Origin of the sequence: Salinisphaera aquimarina, from assembly GCF_042643355.1 — a bacterium.
GTDB classification, from domain to species: domain Bacteria; phylum Pseudomonadota; class Gammaproteobacteria; order Nevskiales; family Salinisphaeraceae; genus Salinisphaera; species Salinisphaera aquimarina.
In genome coordinates this window covers 32,291-50,679 of sequence record NZ_JBHRSS010000010.1, presented here as the reverse complement: position 1 = coordinate 50,679, position 18,389 = coordinate 32,291, and the positions used below count along the sequence as shown (strand labels likewise).

The following is an 18,389-nucleotide window of genomic DNA, read 5'->3' as shown; positions in this document are numbered from 1 at the left end:
CCCGGACAGACGACGGCGGCCGCCGCCCGCGAGGTCTTCGTTCGTCGAACAGGCAAACCCGATCGCCTGCAGCGATCGGGGCGGCGCAGAAATGTACTAGCCGGACGGCTGCGTGAAGCGGTCGTTGAGACGCCGAACGATGGTTTCCTGCTTGTTGCGGATCTTGGCGACCCGGCGCCGCGCGAACATGCTCCAGCCCTTCGGATGGGTACTGAAGATACTGCGCCACCAGCGCGTGTTGGCCCGGAACGCACGCCTGATATCCATATCGAACGGCTGCTGCGACGCGGGCCCGATCGTGCGCCCCAACTGACCCGCCGCCAGGCGGCGCGATGCGCAGTGCACGACCCCGGCCGCGATCAGGATCGCGGCCAGCAGCAGCCAGCCCGGCAAAGTACCGCTGAACAGGGTCGCAAGCACGCCGCGCGTCGCCGCCCCTGCCCAGAAGAAAGCCGCCGCACAGGCCAGCAGCACCGGAATCAGGACGAGACCGTCGTAGATCAGCGTGCGCCCGCGCCAGCGCCCGAGCAGCGCGCGCAGCCGGCCCACGCCCTCGTCGCCGGCCAGCGTATCGGCCGCGCTGGTCATCAGTTCGACCACGCGGTAGGCGCGGTCCACTTCCACGCCTTTCATGCGCCGATGGATCTCGGCCAGATCCTCGTCCTTCTTGGCCTTGAAGCGCTTTGCGAGGGCCTCGTCTTCGATCGGCGCGGCGGATTTCTCGTCGTAGATACGCAGAAAGCGCCCGGCCGTCAGCCCGCTCGAGGCCAGCGCGCGCTGCCACGCGGCGACGATGTCCTCGGGGTTGTCCTCGCGCGCGGTGGCGTCCATCTGATTGAGAACAAAAACGAACTTGCTCGCGTCATCACGCTGGATGGTCTTGGCGACCAGATGCTCGAGCGTATCGCGCATCGCCCCCGGCTCGGGATGACGCGCATCGAAGAACACCAGCACCAGATCCGACAGGTCGATGATGCGATCGGTGATGCGCAGCGTGGCGGAGCGCTGGCTGTCGGCATCGAAGCCGGGCGAGTCGAGCAGAATCTTGCCGCGCACATTCTCGGAATGACAGGTGCGCAACTGCAGATAATTGTTGATGCGCTGACCTTCGCCTGCGGCCACATCGTCGATATCACCGCTGATGCGATAGAACGGAAACCGCAGATCCGCATCGAGCGCCGACCCCGGCAACGTGCGCGGCTCGGGATCGTCGCCGTAACAGATCACCGAAAAACGATCGTCCACCGCCTGGTTGCCGGTGCGCTGCAGATCGGTATCCAGATAGCTGTTGATGAAACTCGACTTGCCCGCCGAGAACGTGCCCAGCAACGACACCACCGGCCACCAGGGCACGCGCCGGGTGAAACTGTCGCCGCCCGAGAGCAGGCCCATGCGGCGCGCGATGGCGTCGAGGCGCCGAAACTCGGCGAGCGGTTCCAGCAGGAGCGGATTCTCGCGTTTGAGATGGGCTTCGAGCGAGTCGGTACGGCTCGATGCAGAAGAAGACGACGGCATGGATATCCCCGAAAAATCTGTCGCCGCCGGCGGCGGCAGGGCCTCGATTGAAGGTCTGACATCCTACGCGATCGATCGTGCCGACGACGCAGCGCCGATCGGCTCAGCCCGCGCGCAGATCCCGGCCGGGCATGGCCGGGGCAGCGGCCTTGAGCCGGATCAGGCGGATGCACAGCAGCATGCCCACCAGCAGCAGCGATGCGCTGATTCCGAAAGTCATTCGAAATTCGCCGGTACTGCCGATCAGGGCACCGGCACCGGCCGGGCCCAGCAGCTGACCGCCGGCGAAGAACAGGGTCACGAAGCTGACCGCCAGCGGTGCTTCGTGTGGCGCCACCCGCTCGGTCGACGCCGCCAGCGACGACGTGAACATGCCGGTCACGCAGACGCCGAGGATCAGATAGTGGGCCGCGAAGCTGGTCAGCGTGGGCGCGACTACCGGAATGAGCGTGCTCACGAAGGCCAGCGATACCGCGAGCATGAGGCTGTTGGCGCGCCCCAGCCGATCCGAGATCGTGCCCCATACCGGCCCGAAGACGATGCCCAGCATGCCCATGACCGCGGCCAGCCGCCCGGCGGTGAGCGCGGGCACGCCCGCGTCCAGGGCGAAGCTGTACATGAAGATCGCCTGCACGATATAGGTCATGCCGATGATGCCGTAGATCAGCCCCACCGTGACCACATAGGGATTGCGGAACACGCGCGTCCGGTCGACGCTCGGCATCGAGCCCGCCTGTGCGCTGTGCGGCCGCGGCGGATTACGCAGAAACAGCACGCCCGCGGTCGTGGCGAGCCCGCCCATCACCGCGAACAACGCCCAGGAGATACGCCAGCCGCTGTCCGGATAGGTCTGGGTCAGGTACGGCACCACCCAGCCGGCGGTCATCATGCCGGTGCCCACGCCACTGTTGAGCAGGCCGATGACCAGCCCCCGACGCTGTGGAAACCAGGTCGCGAACAACGAGATCAGCGGGGTGTAGGCAAACGCGGTGGCAAAGCCCAGCACCGTCATCAGCACCAGAATCAATCGGTAGTCGGTGGCCAGACTCAGGCCGGTGAAACCGCCGGTGGCCAGACCCAGGCCGATGAGGATAGACAGCCGCCCGCCGCGGCTGGCCGCCAGCGCGCCGGCGACCATGACCAGCGCGAGATAGCCGAGCGCGGTCGCGGTGCCGAGGCGCCCGGCCTGCTCGTAGCTCAGATCCAGCGCCTGGCGCATCGGCGGCAGGATCAGCCCGAACGACAGCCGCGCCAGCGCTACGGTCACCAGGGTGACCAGCATGCCACTGGCGATCATCAGCACCGACGATCGTTTCATGCGGGTCATGCGCCGGGGCCCCTACCTTGAGTACGACCGCTGTCATGCATCGCCGGCACGTCCCCTCCTCATAAAGTGGAATATTGTTTTACTTGTTGCATGGTCGATCATACGCAAATATGGACCTGCTCCGTCGAGCTCCATGAAACAACTCGAAAAACAACGACCGCGAGGAAAAACCGATGGCGACCGAGCCGCTCAACATCGTCTGGCAGCCTGATCAAGCGCGCATCGAGCGCAGCCGCATGTACGACTACATGCAGTGGCTAGCCGAACGCGAGGGGCGCCGCTTCGACGATTTCGCCACCCTCTGGCAGTGGTCGGTCGACAACCTCGAGGCCTTCTGGGCCTCGATCTGGGACTACTTCGACGTGCCGCATTCCGCCGGCTACGCGCGGGTGCTGGACCGGCATACCATGCCCGGCGCGCGCTGGTTCGAGGGCGCGCGCCTGAACCTCGCCCAGCAGGCGTTTCGTTTCCATCACGGCGAGGCCGGCGAGCGCCCCGCCATCCTCTCGCGCTCGGAAGTGCGCGGCCTGGAGACGCTGTCCTGGAACGAATTCCGCCGCCAGGTCGCCTCCTGTGCGGCGGCGCTGCGCGCGATGGGGGTGACGCCCGGCGACCGCGTGGTCGCCTATCTACCCAACGTGGCGGAAACCGTGGTTGCCTTCTATGCCTGCGCCAGCGTCGGCGCGATCTGGTCGAGCTGTTCGCCCGATATGGGCACGCGCAGCGTGCTCGATCGCTTCCACCAGATCGATCCGAAGGTGATGATCACGGTCGACGGCTATCGCTACGGCGGGCGCGACTTCGACCGCATGGACGTGGTGCGCGGCCTGCGGGACGCCCTGCCTACCCTCGAGCACGTCGTGCTGCTGCCCTATCTCGACGGCAATGCGAGCCTGCCCGGCAGCCGCGACTGGGCCACGCTGGTGGACGCCGATCCCGAAATCGAGTTCGCCCAGCTGCCCTTCGATCATCCGCTCTGGATCGTCTACTCCTCCGGCACCACCGGCATGCCCAAGCCGATCGTGCACGGCCACGGCGGTGCCCTGCTGGAAAGTCTCAAGGGCCACGGCCTGCATCTGGACCTGGGCCCCGAGGATCGCTTCATGTGGTTCACCACAACCGGCTGGATCATGTGGAACTCGCAGATCGGCGGCCTGCTGGTGGGCGCGACCATCTGTGTCTACGACGGCAACCCCGGCCATCCCGACCTGGGCACCCTCTGGCGCTTTGCCGAGGAAACGAAGATGACCTTCTTCGGCGCCGGCGCGGCCTACTTCAGCGGCTGCCGCAAGGCCGGTCTCGAGCCGGCGCGTATGGCCGACGTCAACCGGCTGCGCAGCGTGGGTTCGACCGGCTCGCCGCTGCCCGAGGATGTTTATGTCTGGCTCAGTGAACAGCTGGGCTCGGATGTACAGATCGCCGCGATCAGCGGCGGTACGGATATCGCCGCGGCCTTCGTCGGCGCCTGCCCGATCATGCCCGTGGTCGCCGGCGAGATGCAGTCGCGCGGGCTCGGCATTGCCGCCTACGCCCTGGACGAGAGCGGCAACCGGCTCGACGACGCGGTCGGCGAACTGGTGGTCACGGAGCCGATGCCGTCGATGCCGCTGTATTTCTGGAACGACGAAAACGGCGCGCGTCTGCACGACAGCTATTTCGATACCTACCCGGGCCTTTGGCGCCACGGCGACTGGATTCGTATCACCCCCAGAGGCGGCGCGGTGATCTACGGCCGCTCGGATACCACCATCAACCGCCACGGCGTACGCATGGGCACCAGCGAGATCTATGCCGTGGTCGAGGACTTCGACGACATCCTCGACAGCCTCGTGGTGGATCTCGAATACCTGGGCCGCGAATCCTGGATGCCGCTGTTCGTGGTCATGCGCGAGAACGCCGCGCTCGACGCCGACCTGGTCGAGCGCATCAAGGCCGCGATCCGCACCACCCTGTCGCCCCGCCACGTACCCAACGACATCATCGCGGTGGCGGAAATCCCGCGCACGCTCACCGGCAAGAAGATGGAACTGCCGGTCAAGAAGCTGCTGCTCGGCATGCCGGCCGAACAGGTGGTCAACCGCGATGCCATGAGCAATCCAGGCAGCCTCGACTACTACATCGGCCTGGCTCAGGCGACGCCCGAACAGCGACCGGTCCGGCACCGCTGATCGCCAACGGCAGCCAGCCGCAAGCTAACTTCCGAAGGCGACCTGATGGAGCAGCCGCCCCGGCATGAACGCAAAGGCACCGGCGCCGATCAGGGCAAACACGAACAACGAGATCATGGTGCGGCGGTGGACGCGCACGTCGTGGCGGCGCGCGGCTCGCACGGCCAACACCAGCATCGCCAGCGTGAACAGCGACAGTAGATGAATCGGGCTCCAGATGCCGATCATCCGGATCTCGTGAATGAACAGTGACGAGCCGGCGGTGATCGTCATCAGCCCGACCCAGAGCCAGCCGCTGCGCCGGTGCAAGGGACTGCCGCGTTCGAGCGAAAACTGCGCAAGACCCAGCCCCAGGGCCAGCACGGCGGCCAACAGATGCAGCTGAATGACCCACGACGCAGCAAGCAGCGGTTGCAGCAAGACATCTCCTCGACGAGAGACTTGTGCATCGATACGAGGGCGTGTTGCCGTTTGGCCCGACGCCGCGCCAGCGGCCGCCCGAATATATTCGAGCTCTGCAAGACAAGGCGCAGTGCGCGTCGTGTAGCCGAGCTACATGAGCGTGCTGCAACGCCGTATTGCAGGAAAATGGACGCTGTCCCGAAGGGTTGCGGCCCAAAATCGGACCATACGGCGTTGCGCGGTTTGACCCTAGGATGACTAGGGTCGGCACCCCGCGCCTTGTCTGGCCCGATTTTGGGGTGCAACGCGGCGCCGCGCCAAGCAGCAACACGCCCTGGCGCAGCGTCTGGGGTTGGCCAATACGACCAACCGGCGGTGATCGAGGGCAACACACGGCAGGGTTTTGGCCCCGCCGCGCACCGGTCCGCAAGCACGGTTCAGCCGGTGATCTTCTGATGCAGCCGGTTCATGCCGCCGATCCAGCGATCGTAGTCCGAGGTCTTGCGGCGCATGTATTCCAGCACCTGCGGATGCGGCAGGATCAGAAACGTTTCCTCGCGCAGCCCTTCCACAACGACGTCGGCCAGTTCTTCCGGCTCCATCATGCCATCGACACTGGCCGCGGCGGTGCCGCTGCCGGTATTGTCGGTCATCGCCGTACGCACGGCCTGCGGGCAGAGCATGGATACCTTGATGCCTTCGTGGGCATGGCTGAGCGCGACCCACTCGCCGAAGCCGATCGAGGCATGCTTGGTCACCCCGTAGTAGGCCGACCCGATCTGGTTGAGCAGCCCCGCCGCAGACGCGGTATTGAGCAGATAGCCGCCGCCTCGCGCCACCATGCGCGGCACCAGTGCGCGCGCGGCGTGCACATGCGACATGACGTTGATCTCCCACACCCGCTGCCAGTCTTCGCTGGGCCTGCTCAGGTCACAGGCGCCGGAGATGCCGGCGTTGGAGCAGAACAGATCGATCGGGCCGATGTCGGCCTCGGTGGTCTCGACCAGTGTCACGATCTCGGCTTCGCGCGATACATCGACGGTTTTGGCGATGCCGTCGACTTCGGCGGCGACTTTTTCCACGTTATCGCCATTGATATCCGCCAGCACCAGCTTGCGCGCGCCCTCGGCGTGAAAACGATGCGCCAGGGCACGGCCGATACCGCTGCCGGCACCGGTAATGACGACTATCTTGTCTTTCAATTCCATCGGTATTTCCTTATTGCTTTACTGCGTTAGGCGTTAGGCGTTAGATACTGGCGAAAACAGCCTTGAGTCGAGCGCCGCATTGGTCGAGGCATTCGCGGGCCTTGTCGAGCATGCCGGGCATATTGATGAAGCCGTGAATCATGCCCGGATAATGCAGATGCTCGGAGGCGATGCCGTGCGCGCACAGTTTGTCGTGGTAGGCGATATCCTCGTCGCGCAACGGATCGTAGCCCGCGGATATCACCAGCGCCGGCGGCAGACCGCTCAGATCCTCGGCCCGTAGCGGCGACGCGTAAGGGTCGTCGGCCGCCGCCGGCGCGCCGCTGAAGTAATGGTCCATGAACCAGTCGAGCAGCGGCTTGGTCAGGCGATAGCCGCTGGCCAGCTCGGTATGCGAGGCGTGACTGCGGCTCTTGTCGGTGCCGGGATAGATCAGCAGCTGATAGACGAAGGCCGGGCCGCCCTCGTCGCGTGCCTTCAGGCACATCACGGTGGCGAGATTGCCGCCGGCGCTGTCGCCGCCCACGGCGATCGCATCGGCACGCCCACCCAACGCCGTCGCGTTGTCGGCAATCCAGTTCACCGCCGCCCAGCAATCGTCCACCGGCTCGGGATAGGGGTGCTCGGGCGCCATGCGGTAATCCACCGACACCACGATGCAATCGCCGGCCAGTGCCAGATAACGACAGGGCACATCGTGGCTGTCGCGGCTGCCGATGACATAGCCGCCGCCGTGGATATAGATCAACATCGGCAACGGCTGATCGCCGGGCTCGCGCGGCACATAGACCCGCAGCGGTATCGGCCCCAGCGGGCCCTCGGCCTGGGTATCGCGCACCGAAAAGACCGCCGGCGGCTCACCGCCGGTGATCGCGGTGCCGCGCTCGTACTGCAGCCTCGCGTCGGTCGGCGACAGCGTTTCCAGCAGCGGCAGGCCGCTTTGCTCGGCGGCCTCGAGAACACGGGCGGCCTGTGGATCGAGGGTCATATCTGCTCCTTGAGTAAAAAACACACTGCCGGGCTGCCGTCGAGACAAGTCCGTGCACCGACATTTCCAGAATAAACGACATCTCGAAAACAATACCGACGCGCCGGCAGGTCATGGCAACCGCAGACAGCCGAACATGCCGCGCACGGGGATCATGTCACGTCGCAACGTCGGATTCGCGCGCACTGCAGCCTATCCGGACGATGCATGAATACTGCAACAAAGAACATGGGCACACTCCGGGATCCACGGCAATCGATTGCCGTTACTGGCGTTCGCGGCCAAGGCGACAACTGACATCGGGTTTCGCCCACCACCTGCAAGCGGCCCGACGGCCGCAAAAGTTGCGCGCGTCCAGGGCATGGGCGAAATTTATCCGGGAGGGGGGATATTTCAGGGTACGAGCATCACTGTTCTGGACAAGAATCTGCTTCTGCAGCTGGAGATGATCGCGGCACTGCCCGATCCGGTGTTCGTTCTGACCGAGAGTGGACGCTACGCGGCCCTGATCGGAGGGCGCGATCGCTCCACGTATCACGACGGCTCCTGCCTGGTCGATTTCAGCCTCTACGACGTCTTGCCGCGCGCCAAGGCCGACTGGTTTCTGGACGAGATTCGAATCACCCTGCGGGAGGACTGCCTGCGCATCGTCGAGTACGTGCTGTCCGCCGACGATGTCGAAGGCGTGGACGCCAGCGACGGGCCCGACGGCGATCTGTGGTTCGAAGGCCGCGTGCAACCGATGCCGTCACGCGTCGACGGCGAGCGGGCCGTGCTCTGGGTGGCGAGCAATGTCTCCAGACGGCATGCGCTCGAGTCGGCGCTGCAACGCCTGAGCGAAACCGACGAGCTGACCGGCGTGCACAACCGGCGCAAGCTGATCAAGACACTGGACGACCGGCTGCACGATGCCCGGACCGGCACCGAGACATTCGCCCTGCTCATCGTGGATATCGATCACTTCAAGAAAGTGAACGACACCTGGGGCCATCTCGCCGGCGATTGCGTGCTCAGGCAATTCGCGCAGCTGTGCGCCGACCTGCTTGGGGAACGCGGCTTCATCGCCCGCATGGGGGGCGAGGAATTCGCCATCGTGCTGGCGCCGTGTTCGGCGGCGCAAGCCATGGCCGCCGCCGAACAGATCCGTGACCGGGTGGCCTCGCAGCATTTTCAGCTCGACTGCGGCACGCGCCTGTCGATCACGGTCAGCATCGGCATCAGCATCGTGCAGCCGGATTATCGACATACCGACGATATGATCCGCGGCGCCGACGATGCGCTCTATGCAGCCAAGAAGAATGGCCGTAACGCCATCGAGATCCAGTCACCGCCCCAGGCGCAGTCTGCAGGCCAGCACTCCGGAATCGCGGGTTAGACAGCCGCCGGCGCGCACCCTGCGCCAACGGCATCGATACGCAGGCACACCTCAGGAGCCCTGGTCGAGACCCGCCAGGAACGACTCGATCGCGGCGTTAACCGGCTCGGGGTGGGTCAGGTTGGCGGCATGGCCACCGGGTACGACGACGAGCTCTGCCGACGCCAGCCCGGAAGCCAGCTGCTCGGCGCGCGCCATGGGAATCGCGGCGTCGGCGTCGCCGTGCACGACCAGCGCCGGCTGTTGGATTTGCCGGATCCTGTCGCTGATGTCATCGCGCGCCACCAGGGTCTGAAAACAGGCGCCCAGATTATGGGCCTGCCAGCCGCGCCATTTCTGCTGCCATGCGGGCGTGCCCGACCAGCCGTCGCCGAGGATGATCTGCGCGATGGTGTCGGCGATGTCGTCCGGCAGGCCCTGCCCGGCCCAGGTTTCGATCATCTGCGCGTAGCCGGCGGTCTTTTCCGGATCCTCAAGGCCGGCCTGGGTATCCATCAGGATCAGTGCGCGCACCCGCTGTGGATGCATCAGCGCGCACCGCAGGGACAGAAAACCGCCCTGACTCATGCCGGCCAGAATGGCAGTGTCGAGACCCAGATGATCCAGCAACCCGACCAGATCGTGGGCGGAATCGTAGTAGCTGAACGCGGTGATCTCGTCGCCGGCGGTCTGGCCGTGGCCGCGCTCGTCCCAGCTGATGCAGCGATAGCGATCACGCAGTGCGGCGATCTGCGGGGCGAACATCTCGTGGTCCATCAGCAGGCCGTGCGAGAACACGATCACCGGCCCGCTGCCGCCCGTGTCCTCGTAGTAAAGATTCTGCCCGTTGACCGTGGCAAAAGACATCGCACTCTCCGTCGTTATCGCTTGCTTGTTTTCCGTCGACGCCGGCCACCGTGTGCGACCGATCTGCTCGCCCTACGGGCCGGCCGGATGGCGGCCATGCTCGCAGTGATAATCCGACAGGTCGAGCTTTGCCGTGGCGCGCCGGAAGCTGAAGGTGAAGCCCGGCCAGTTCACGGTATTGCGCCCGGCTGCGTTGCGATACCAGGAGGTACAGCCGCTTTGCCAGACCGTGCGCGCAAGCGCGTGCTGGATCCTGGCGTCGAAATCCGCCTCGCGATCGCGGCGCACATCGAGGCTCGCGATATCGCCGGCGCACAGCGCCTGAACGCCCTGCAGCACGTAGCAAATCTGTGATTCGAGCATGAAGATGATCGAGTTGTGCGCCAGATTGGTATTCGGACCGTAGAGCATGAAGAAGTTAGGAAACCCGCTGACGGTAATGCCCTTGTAGGCCCGCGCGCCGGCCTGCCATGCGGCGTTGAGATCATGCCCGCCACGGCCGGCGATGCGCATCGGTGCGAGAAACTCGGTGGCCTTGAAGCCGGTGCCATGGATGAGCACGTCGACCGGATGGCGCTTGCCGTCCATGGTGACCACGGCATCGCGCTCGATACGCTCGATCGGTTCGGTGACCAGATCCACGGTCTCGCGATCGATGGCCGGATACCAGTCGTTGGACAACAGAATGCGTTTGCAGCCGATCGGGTAGTCCGGCATCAGGCGCCGACGTTTGTCGTCGTCGCGCATCTGGCGGCGGGCGTGGCGTTGCGCCATCAACGCAAACGGCTTGAGCAGTGCGGACCAACGCGTGAACGCCAGCGCCCGGCCCTCGTTCTTCCAGTAGATCGCCGTGCGATAAAGCCGGGCCAGCAGCGGCCAGCGCGCGAAGCGCCGTTTCGCCTTGGCGCTGAACGCGCCGTCGGACTTGGACATCACCCAGGCGCCGGCGCGCTGGAACACCTGCGTGTGCGCCGCCCGATCCACGACTTCGGGCACGAACTGGATCGCGCTCGCGCCGGTGCCGATCACCGCGACCCGTCGCCCGGCGAGATCGACGTCGTGATCCCAGCGCGCTGAATGAAACGCCGGGCCGGCGAAATCGTCGACACCGGGAATCGCCGGATACGCCGGCTGATTGAGCTGACCGCAGGCGGTGATCAGGATGCCGGCCTCGATCGTCTCGCCGGCGCGCGTCGTGATCACCCAGCAATACCGGGCCTCGTCGTACGCAGCCGCGACGACCTCGGTGCCGAAACGGATATGCGGATACAGATCGCGCCGCTCCGCGCAGTCTTCGAGGTAGGCCAGAATCTCGGGCTGACGTGCAAACTTGCGCGACCAGTCGGGCTTGGGTTCGAAGGAAAACGAATACAGATGCGATTCCACGTCGCAGGCCGCGCCGGGATAGCTGTTGTCGCGCCAGGTGCCGCCCACCGCATCGTTCTTCTCGAGCAGGGTGAAGTGGTCGATGCCGGCTTTCTTGAGCTGAATCGCCATGCCCAGACCGCCGAAGCCGGTGCCGATGATCACGATATGAGGCGCGCTCTGCGATGACGAATGAATGGCTGGCATGAAAGCGTTTTTCCGTAGCTGAAGCGGCCCGACGACGGGCACACTAGTCTCGATCGATCGGCGGCGACCCGACGACTAAGCGCGCCCCAGCGACAGTACCGCATCCCGGCGTCGGCGCTGCGGCGATCAACACGCCTGTTTGCGCGTCGTCGATCGTAGTTCACGCGGCCGGCTGAGCCGGCTACTGGCAAACCAGGCGGCGAGTCGTGGATAATAAAAAAACGGTTCGGACGGCTCTCACAAGCAATCAACTGCCAGGTTCGACCGCAGGCAGCGGTCGATGCAAATCGGCGCTGGCGAACGGAACCGGCTCGAACGCGAAGGCATTCACGCCCTCGACGCAGGCGATATTGATCCCGAACTCGGCCGGATTGCTGCGTCTTTTATGATGCGTGTGCACGCCGCATTGGCTACAGAAGAAATGCTCGGCGACCTTCGTGCCCCAGCGATAGACGGACAGCATGTCCTTGCCTTCGACCACGGCCAGATTCGCCCTCGGCACGCTCGCCATCACATAGCCCTTGCGGCTGCACATCGAGCAATCGCAGCGCCGGATGTTGCGCAGCCCGTGTTCGAACTCGATTTCCAGCACGACCGCACCGCAATGGCAGGTCGCTTTTCTGAGCTGACTCATGGCTCCCCTCCTTGTTCTAGGCCTGGCCGCGCGCCACACCCGTCAACCACTTCGCTTGCTGGCGGCTTTACAGGCCCGGCTGCAGAAACGCACTTGGGCCCAATCACGCGCCCACTTCCTGCGCCAGGCGAACGGCCGGCCGCAGTGGACACAGATCTTTTCGGGCAAGTCTGCCTTCTTGCGCATACGGGCCATGGCAACCGCTACGAACCCGCCGTTCTATACGGATGCTAGGTGGGCTCGAGCGATCGCGCTCAGGCGTAGCGCAGCACGTCTTCGCCGTGCAGTCGATGTTTGGTATCAACAAAGCCCAGGCGTTCGTAGAGCCGCCGCGCGGGCATGTTGTCCGGCGTCAGGCTGATGAGGATCGGCGCGTCGGGTTGTTCGCCCTTCAGCGTGTCGATGATCGCCTGCAGCGCGCGAGCACCGTAACCGCCGCCCTGCCAGCGACGATCAATCATGAACCGGGGAATGCTGTAGGTATGAGTCGCCGGATGCCATTCGAACATGACAAAGCCGATCATCTGCACGCCTGCATAGATGCCCATCGGCGTGCATCGCGGCTCGACGTACGCTTCGGCGAGCGAATAGAGATTGCTTGCGAGCTTGCGGGCCTGCTCGGGCTCGAGCTCCAGATGAATACAGGTCTGCCAGTTGCGCGTATCGATCGCGCGCAGCGTGACCGGCAGGACGCCATCGCTCGGGGTATCGCTGTCGACGGCGCGGCTCATTCCATGTCCGCGAAGGCCGATTGATGAAACTCGGCGATCTCGGCGACTTCCTCCATGCCCGCTTCACGCGGCACGGCGGGTTCACCGCCGGCCATCACCTCGAGTACGCGACGCGTGCACTTGGCCAGCGTATCGGGGTTGTAGCCGCCCTCCAGGGCCATGATCAGGCGACCGTTGCAATGCTGATCGGCCAGGCGTTGCACGATGCCGGTAAGTGCGCTGTAGCCGTCGTAGCTCAGCTGCAGACACAGCTCGGAGCGGTGCGCGTCCATGCCCGCGGAGACCAGAATCAGCTCCGGCTTGAACCACTCCGCGGCCGGCACGAGGATATTCTCGAACGCCGCGACCATGGCCAGATCGCCCGCATCCTCGGGCAACGGCACGTTGACCGTGGTGCCCTCGCCCAGTCCATCGCCGATCTCTTCCATATCGCCGGTGCCGGGATAGAACGGCGCGGCGCGATGGGTATCGAAGAACAGCACGCTCGGATCGGCGGCGAAAATATCCTGGGTGCCGTTGCCGTGGTGCGCATCCCAATCGATGATCAGGACACGTTCGACGTCCCACTGGAACTGGGCATGGGCGGCGGCGACGGCGATGTTGTTGAACAGACAGAAGCCACGCGCACGCACCGCGTTGGCATGATGGCCCGGCGGGCGGCTGATTACGAACGCGGACTGGGCGCTGCCGTCGAACACGGCATCGACCGCCGCGATCGCCGAACCGGCGGCTACTTCCGCCGCATCCAGGCTACCGGCCGATATGGCGGTGGTATCGACATCCAGCCAGGCCTGCTTGCCTTCGAGTTCGTAGAGACTTTCCAGATACGACGTCGTGTGCACGCGCGCCAGCTGTTCCCGCGTGGCGGGCTGGCCGCTTGTCATGCGCACGCCCGGCACCGGTTCCGCCAGCAGCAGGTCATTGACCGCCGTCACCCGGCCCGGGTGTTCGGGATAACTCCACTTGGTATCGACCCCCAGGCCGAGTCCGTCGAGGATGCCGCGGATGCGTTTTTCCATGCGGCCGGGCAGAAATGCCTCCTCGGCCTCGGGCCGGTGCAACAGCACCCGCTCGTCGTAGATCACCAGTACGTCTCGATCGCCTATCACAAACAATCTCCTGCATAGGACGCCTCGCAGCATAGCGGGCAAGACATCGAATAGCGATATTCACGCGCTTTCAGGGCCTGTATTCGTTTCTCGAATCCGGTATCAGCCGTCATGGCTGGCCCGGCGACGTCCCAGATCTCGGCATAGACCGAATTCGAACGATTTTTCCGTAATCCAGCTCGTCCACACACCACGCGCATGGTGATTTATGCGGATAGCCTGCCGTGCCGATCGGCGAGACCATCAGCCATCCGAGCCTGCCCGGACGTATGTCCCGGCCCGGCCATACCACCGCCCGTCAAAAGTAGCCGCCCATGTCTGCAGAATCCACCGCCAACGACGCCCTGTTCCGGCGCCGCGGCCTGTTCGTGGCGCTGATCACGATCGCCACCCTGATTTTGATCGGCTTCCTCTGGGCCATTTCTTCGGCGCTGTTGCTCGTGTTCGCGGCCTTTCTCGTCGCGGTAGCGCTAGACGGCCTGGGCCGGCTGCTGCAGCGACTCCTGCCGATCTCCCGGCATCTTGCCGTCATCGTGACCTCGGCCGCGCTGGCGATCGGGCTCGGCGCGGCATTCGCCCTGGGCAGCATGAACGTCGTCGCCCAGGCGCCGCAGCTGCAGAAACAGGTTTCGCAATCCATCGATCAGATCTCCGCCCAGTTCAAGAGCTATCAGGTCGCCCAGAACCTGCTCGACGAAGCCGGGGGCGACGCAACCCAGAGCGGCAGCTCGGCCAACAAGCTGAGTACTCAGCTCACCCACGAACTGTCCGATGCCGCCTCGCTCACCGTGACTACCCTCACCGACTTCTTCCTGATCGTGATCATCGGCCTCTATCTCGCCCTCGATCCGCGCCTCTACCAGAAAGGGCTGGTCCGCCTGTTTCCCCCCGACCAGCGACAACGCGTTGCGGATATCGGCAATGAGGCCACCAACGCCGTGCGCCGATGGCTTACCGGGCGCTTTGTCTCCATGACCGTCGTCGGCGTGGTCAGCGCGATCGGCCTGGCGGTGATCGGCATCCCCTTCGCGCTATTGCTCGGGCTGATCGCCGGACTGCTGACCTTCGTGCCCTACCTCGGCGCCATCGTGTCCGCGGTGCCCGCGCTGCTGGTCGCCGGCCTGCACGGCTACAACGCGCTGATCTACGTCGCCGTCCTCTATCTGAGCCTACACATCGTCGAAGGCTATGTGCTCGCCCCGCTTATTCAGAAACGCGCTGTCTCCATCGCCCCCGGCTTTCTGCTGATCGCGCAGACGCTCGGCGGTGCCATCGCCGGCTTGCTCGGCATCGCGCTCGCCACACCAATTGCCCTGGTGATCGCGGTCATCGTGCAGTTGGCCTATGTACGCGATGTGATTGGTGAGGAGCCGCATTTGCCGGGTGCGGAGGGTTAGCGGGTAGCTGTTGGAAGGGTATTCGGGGCGCTTCGATATATGGCGAACGCGAGGGTGTGCGGGATTTAGCGTAGACAAATGTGGCAATGCAAGACATGACCCCGCATACCCGCACATAAAGGCTCGGGCCAAAAGTGCCCAACCAGAAGCCGGATATGCGATCGCAACCGTTCTTCGGACTTCTAGAACGTCAATCGTCGACTCTACCTCTTGCGGGAGGCGTCCATATGCGATCTGTTAGCTTTCATTTCTATCTGACTTTTCAATCATCAGACTAGAGGGTTGAAATTTCTCACAAAAAAGAGCAGCCCCAAACCGGAGAGCAAGTGCTACCAAAGCGCCTAGGACGACCGCGGAAGGCGCGAGGCTGGCAGCAACGCACGAGGCAGCGAGGGCACTCATTATTACCTTCTTGTCGTAAAATGCTTTTACGCCTTGTGTCCATTCTTTATATAACTCGCTGTCTGGATCACAAAGCGCGCGCCATACAACCCGTTTCAAAGCAGATTTCGACCGTGTACCAAGTTCCTCAGCCGAGTCCTCCGAAATTGGCGGCGGAAGAGCTTTACGATCAGGTGCTGGGAGCCTGCGATTAAAAACTTCCCTGACCTCTTGCGCGAGATGCAACGATTCTTTCGGCAAAGACCTGCCTAGTTCGATTAGTAGCTCGCCTTCGGACTTATTATTTGTGACAAATTCAATTGCCAATTGCTGCGCTTCTTCTACTGGCAATTGAATTGGCGAATCACTGTGAAGCCCAGCGAGGACGCACTCTTCTTCTAGCCTATTAATAAAGCGCGAATGAAATTGTCTACGCTTCGCGTCCGACTTAATATTTTTTACACGATCAAGCGCCTCCGCCACGAGCGGTTTCGCTAAATTTAGTTTGTTCCGCCTCAAGTAACAAATAGCGAGCAGCGCAGTTGCTTCGAGATATAGGCGTGTTGCGGGGGAAGCTAGCTTCTTCGTTCCGATGAAACCCCTCTCTGCAAAAGAGTATTCACCAGCTTCTAACGCGCATTCATATAGCCAATTTTTTGCCTGAAGAAGCCTCGTAGTATGGCCAGTTGTCCTCAGCAAAACCTGTATTTCGGTGCTGATCTTCTTCGCCGATTTAAAGTCTCCGAATCTAGCGGCGCGACGAAGCTTTGGTTCTAGCTCTCTGAGTTCGAGTTTTTGTTCGTTGGTTAAAGGAGGTGGTTGTGTCATAAAGCTAACGCCAATTCGACGACAAATGTAGGCATAGCACCGCTGAACAATGTCTACCTAACACGCCTATTAGCACGGAACTCATTGATGTTAATAATTCCGCTAAGTGAGTTGTCGTATAACGACAGCGCAGATTACCTACAAGCCAAGGCTTGTCGGCGTCCATCAAGTCCCCCGATTGATGATTGCATACTGCAACCTTCGCATACCTATTCCGAAACGACGACTGACCAAAAGTCGTACTCGATTAGGCGCGAAACTCGGTGAGTCCATATCGGCCAGCGGTTTTGCTGCGGCCCAAGGCGATGAATAATCGCTGGCGAACCTTGGCGTGCGAACGTCGCCCACTGTATCCGCTGAGCTTTCTCAGAATCTGCAAGGCGTTTGCTTTGCAGGGCCAGTACATCGGTTATGCAAGGGTCCAGTCTTTTCGTCGTCTATCGGGCTGAGGTTTCGCGCTGATGCGCGACTCCCTTTCGTTTGCTTGTCCAAATGAAAGGAAGCAAAGCAAAAGACACCCGGCACAGCGCCGGCTACGCCGGTGCACTCCGATGCTCGCACCGAAGGGATGCGGCAAAAACTCACGTCGCTTTGGCGACGCTCAAACACCTTGCCGCACCGGCGCAGTGCGCCGGACACCCATCGCCGCTGCGCGTCTCCGTCGCCGTGCAACGGGGCCCGAATACAGGCAATACGGCTCGGAATCGAGCCTTAGCCGCCACGGAGTGAAATAGGATTGTGCGCCCGTGTTCCTGTCGGATTACGCCTTCGGCTAACGCGACCTACGACGACCCCGACGCGGCTTTAGGCGAGCGCCAGCGAGCTTGCCTGTATTGGGGTCCCCTTGGGCGCAGCGCCGAGCAGTGGAGGCTGAAAGCGGATAGAGACAGCCGGATGTTTGAGCGAAGCGAGTTTCCGGCTGGCCCGCTTTCGGCCGGAGCCGCGCAGGGGACCGATGCGGAGCATCGGCGCAAGACAGGGTGCCCTTTGTGTTGGCTACTTATATTTGGGCAAGCAAATATAAGTTGCTCGCACATCAGTGCGAAACTCAAGTCAATTGACCCCCAGTCGTTGATTCAAAATTCGGTGGTTTCAATCCAATCGCCTTGTGGCACTTACGAGCCCATCGAACCTTTTGTTTCGCACTGCTGTGCGACTCCCTTTCGTTTGCTTGTCCAAACGAAAGGAAGCAAAGGAAAAGACACCCGGCACGGCGCCGGCTGCGCCAGTGCACTCCGATGCTCGCGGCGAAGGGATGCGGCCAGAACTCGGCCCGCTTTGGCGGTCCTCAAACAGGCTGGCCGCACCGGCGCAGTGCGCCGGACACCCATCGCCGCTGCGCGTCTCCGTCGCCGTGCAACGGGACCCGAATACAGGCAGTACGGCTGGGAATCGAGCCCTCGCCGTCACGGAGTCGAAATAGGATCGTACGCCCATGTTCCTGTCGGATTACGCCTTCGGCTAATACGACCTACGAAGATCGCGCTGCGGCTTTAGGTGAGCGACAGCGAGCTTGCCTGTATTGGGTCCCCTTGGGCGTAGCGCCGAGCAGTGGAGGCCGAAAGAGAAAAAGACAGCCGGATGTCTGAGTCGCGCGCAGCGCGGCGAGTTTCCGGCTGCGCCCCAAGTAAAATCTACTAGGCGGCCGGAGCCGCGCAGGGCACCGATGCGAAGCATCGGCGCAAGACAGGGTGCCTTTTGTTTTGGCTACTTTTATTTGGGCAAGCAAATACAAGTCGCTCGCACATCAGTGCGAAACCCCAAGTCGATAGACCCCCGGTCGTTGATTCAAGACTCGTCGGTTCGGCGCCACGAGTCTTTTGGCACTCACGAGTTTGACCAAACTTTGGTTTCGCGCTGTAGCGCGACTCCCTTTCGTTTGCTTGTCCAAATGAAAGGAAGCAAAGC

At 63.1% G+C, this 18,389-nt stretch carries 15 protein-coding genes; 3 read left to right on the top strand and 12 right to left on the bottom strand.

Going from position 1 to position 18,389, the window contains the following annotated elements; genetic code table 11:
* Window positions 1–96 precede the first annotated feature (96 nt).
* Complete coding sequence (locus ACFOSU_RS19590; RefSeq protein ID WP_380691663.1) at window positions 97–1,515, bottom strand: dynamin family protein; 1,419 nt, start codon at window positions 1,513–1,515, stop codon at window positions 97–99.
* A gap of 103 nt (window positions 1,516–1,618) precedes the next feature.
* The gene (locus ACFOSU_RS19585; RefSeq protein ID WP_380691661.1) at window positions 1,619–2,833 is read right to left on the bottom strand and encodes an MFS transporter; all 1,215 of its coding nucleotides are present in this window, start codon (window positions 2,831–2,833) and stop codon (window positions 1,619–1,621) included.
* A 182-nt stretch (window positions 2,834–3,015) separates the two neighbouring features.
* Here ACFOSU_RS19585 and ACFOSU_RS19580 point away from each other — a divergent pair, with 182 nt between their 5' ends.
* Window positions 3,016–5,010 (top strand): acetoacetate--CoA ligase, encoded by a 1,995-nt coding sequence (locus ACFOSU_RS19580; protein WP_380691660.1) that lies wholly within the window; start codon window positions 3,016–3,018, stop codon window positions 5,008–5,010.
* Window positions 5,011–5,034: 24 nt separating this feature from the next.
* Here the strand turns inward: ACFOSU_RS19580 and ACFOSU_RS19575 are convergent, their stop codons facing one another.
* From ACFOSU_RS19575 to ACFOSU_RS19565, 3 genes are all read right to left on the bottom strand, one after another.
* Window positions 5,035–5,430 carry a DUF2306 domain-containing protein gene (locus ACFOSU_RS19575; RefSeq protein WP_380691659.1) on the bottom strand — a complete coding sequence of 132 codons (396 nt, stop codon included), beginning with the start codon at window positions 5,428–5,430 and terminating at the stop codon, window positions 5,035–5,037.
* Between the two features lie 419 nt (window positions 5,431–5,849).
* The gene (locus ACFOSU_RS19570; RefSeq protein WP_380691657.1) at window positions 5,850–6,620 is read right to left on the bottom strand and encodes an SDR family oxidoreductase; all 771 of its coding nucleotides are present in this window, start codon (window positions 6,618–6,620) and stop codon (window positions 5,850–5,852) included.
* 40 nt (window positions 6,621–6,660) lie between these two features.
* Window positions 6,661–7,608 carry an alpha/beta hydrolase gene (locus tag ACFOSU_RS19565; RefSeq protein ID WP_380691656.1) on the bottom strand — a complete coding sequence of 316 codons (948 nt, stop codon included), beginning with the start codon at window positions 7,606–7,608 and terminating at the stop codon, window positions 6,661–6,663.
* Between the two features lie 361 nt (window positions 7,609–7,969).
* Here ACFOSU_RS19565 and ACFOSU_RS19560 point away from each other — a divergent pair, with 361 nt between their 5' ends.
* Window positions 7,970–8,983: a GGDEF domain-containing protein gene (locus ACFOSU_RS19560; protein WP_380691655.1), complete on the top strand. Its 1,014-nt coding sequence runs from the start codon at window positions 7,970–7,972 to the stop codon at window positions 8,981–8,983.
* 51 nt (window positions 8,984–9,034) lie between these two features.
* Here the strand turns inward: ACFOSU_RS19560 and ACFOSU_RS19555 are convergent, their stop codons facing one another.
* The 6 genes from ACFOSU_RS19555 to ACFOSU_RS19530 form a co-directional block, all read right to left on the bottom strand.
* Window positions 9,035–9,829: an alpha/beta fold hydrolase gene (locus tag ACFOSU_RS19555; RefSeq protein WP_380691654.1), complete on the bottom strand. Its 795-nt coding sequence runs from the start codon at window positions 9,827–9,829 to the stop codon at window positions 9,035–9,037.
* A gap of 72 nt (window positions 9,830–9,901) precedes the next feature.
* Complete coding sequence (locus ACFOSU_RS19550) at window positions 9,902–11,401, bottom strand: flavin-containing monooxygenase (RefSeq protein WP_380691653.1); 1,500 nt, start codon at window positions 11,399–11,401, stop codon at window positions 9,902–9,904.
* A gap of 247 nt (window positions 11,402–11,648) precedes the next feature.
* Window positions 11,649–12,035, bottom strand: a complete 387-nt coding sequence (locus tag ACFOSU_RS19545) for a GFA family protein (protein ID WP_380691652.1) — start codon at window positions 12,033–12,035, stop codon at window positions 11,649–11,651.
* A 42-nt stretch (window positions 12,036–12,077) separates the two neighbouring features.
* A complete protein-coding gene (locus tag ACFOSU_RS19540) occupies window positions 12,078–12,230 on the bottom strand; it encodes a DUF2256 domain-containing protein (RefSeq protein WP_380691651.1) in 153 nt (50 codons plus the stop codon).
* A 59-nt stretch (window positions 12,231–12,289) separates the two neighbouring features.
* The gene (locus ACFOSU_RS19535; RefSeq protein WP_380691650.1) at window positions 12,290–12,766 is read right to left on the bottom strand and encodes a GNAT family N-acetyltransferase; all 477 of its coding nucleotides are present in this window, start codon (window positions 12,764–12,766) and stop codon (window positions 12,290–12,292) included.
* Window positions 12,763–13,875 (bottom strand): histone deacetylase family protein, encoded by a 1,113-nt coding sequence (locus ACFOSU_RS19530; protein ID WP_380691649.1) that lies wholly within the window; start codon window positions 13,873–13,875, stop codon window positions 12,763–12,765. The genes ACFOSU_RS19535 and ACFOSU_RS19530 overlap by 4 nt, the downstream gene beginning before the upstream one ends.
* A gap of 368 nt (window positions 13,876–14,243) precedes the next feature.
* Here ACFOSU_RS19530 and ACFOSU_RS19525 point away from each other — a divergent pair, with 368 nt between their 5' ends.
* The gene (locus ACFOSU_RS19525; protein ID WP_380691648.1) at window positions 14,244–15,272 is read left to right on the top strand and encodes an AI-2E family transporter; all 1,029 of its coding nucleotides are present in this window, start codon (window positions 14,244–14,246) and stop codon (window positions 15,270–15,272) included.
* Between the two features lie 237 nt (window positions 15,273–15,509).
* Here ACFOSU_RS19525 and ACFOSU_RS19520 read toward each other — a convergent pair whose 3' ends face one another.
* Window positions 15,510–16,481 carry a hypothetical protein gene (locus ACFOSU_RS19520; protein ID WP_380691647.1) on the bottom strand — a complete coding sequence of 324 codons (972 nt, stop codon included), beginning with the start codon at window positions 16,479–16,481 and terminating at the stop codon, window positions 15,510–15,512.
* Window positions 16,482–18,389: the final 1,908 nt, after the last annotated feature.

Excerpts from the sequence above, each read along its gene's own strand:
- ACFOSU_RS19520 (WP_380691647.1), bottom strand. The coding sequence starts at position 16,481 with ATGACACAACCACCTCCTTTAACCAACGAACAAAAACTCGAACTCAGA.
- ACFOSU_RS19540 (WP_380691651.1), bottom strand. The coding sequence starts at position 12,230 with ATGGCCCGTATGCGCAAGAAGGCAGACTTGCCCGAAAAGATCTGTGTC.
- ACFOSU_RS19570 (WP_380691657.1), bottom strand. The coding sequence starts at position 6,620 with ATGGAATTGAAAGACAAGATAGTCGTCATTACCGGTGCCGGCAGCGGT.
- ACFOSU_RS19555 (WP_380691654.1), bottom strand. The coding sequence starts at position 9,829 with ATGTCTTTTGCCACGGTCAACGGGCAGAATCTTTACTACGAGGACACG.
- ACFOSU_RS19550 (WP_380691653.1), bottom strand. The coding sequence starts at position 11,401 with ATGCCAGCCATTCATTCGTCATCGCAGAGCGCGCCTCATATCGTGATC.
- ACFOSU_RS19585 (WP_380691661.1), bottom strand. The coding sequence starts at position 2,833 with ATGAAACGATCGTCGGTGCTGATGATCGCCAGTGGCATGCTGGTCACC.
- ACFOSU_RS19535 (WP_380691650.1), bottom strand. The coding sequence starts at position 12,766 with ATGAGCCGCGCCGTCGACAGCGATACCCCGAGCGATGGCGTCCTGCCG.
- ACFOSU_RS19580 (WP_380691660.1), top strand. The coding sequence starts at position 3,016 with ATGGCGACCGAGCCGCTCAACATCGTCTGGCAGCCTGATCAAGCGCGC.
- ACFOSU_RS19560 (WP_380691655.1), top strand. The coding sequence starts at position 7,970 with ATGGGCGAAATTTATCCGGGAGGGGGGATATTTCAGGGTACGAGCATC.
- ACFOSU_RS19590 (WP_380691663.1), bottom strand. The coding sequence starts at position 1,515 with ATGCCGTCGTCTTCTTCTGCATCGAGCCGTACCGACTCGCTCGAAGCC.
- ACFOSU_RS19545 (WP_380691652.1), bottom strand. The coding sequence starts at position 12,035 with ATGAGTCAGCTCAGAAAAGCGACCTGCCATTGCGGTGCGGTCGTGCTG.
- ACFOSU_RS19565 (WP_380691656.1), bottom strand. The coding sequence starts at position 7,608 with ATGACCCTCGATCCACAGGCCGCCCGTGTTCTCGAGGCCGCCGAGCAA.